The sequence below is a fragment of the Paraburkholderia sp. BR14320 genome, from assembly GCF_040948665.1.
In the GTDB taxonomy this organism is placed as follows: Bacteria; Pseudomonadota; Gammaproteobacteria; order Burkholderiales; family Burkholderiaceae; genus Paraburkholderia; species Paraburkholderia youngii.
This window is the reverse complement of record NZ_JBFPKG010000306.1, coordinates 1-327: the sequence shown is the minus strand read 5'-3', so window position 1 is coordinate 327 and position 327 is coordinate 1. Positions and strand designations below refer to the sequence as shown.

Below are 327 nucleotides of genomic sequence, written 5' to 3'. Positions count from 1 at the left end.
TACAGTGCTTCAGTTCGTGCGCAACATCAGGCGACAGCCCGGGGTGGCAACGGAGCAGACGGGGGAACTCGAGGCGGCAGCGCAGGCATTGCGGCGCGAGCTGATGGCGCAGCGCCTGGCCGGCAGGGGCTTTGTTCAGCAGGGTCCTTGCGCGACGACCGTGGGTCCGGTAGAAAGAGCCCAGTGATCTATCCGACAGGCGATCGACCCGCAGATGAATGTCCACCAGATCGCGATTACCGAGGACAACGTCTCCGACGAGGCGGGCCTGAATGCGATGCTGGCAGTCGAGGCGAACGTCGACTGCGTGATCGCCGACGGCGCGTA

Annotated in this window: 1 protein-coding gene; it reads left to right on the top strand. The window is 64.8% G+C overall.

What is annotated here, in order from left to right:
• Positions 1-187 (top strand): hypothetical protein (locus tag AB3X89_RS40420; RefSeq protein ID WP_368588085.1); only part of this gene is annotated, 187 nt, incomplete at its 5' end.
• Positions 188-327 lie beyond the last annotated feature (140 nt).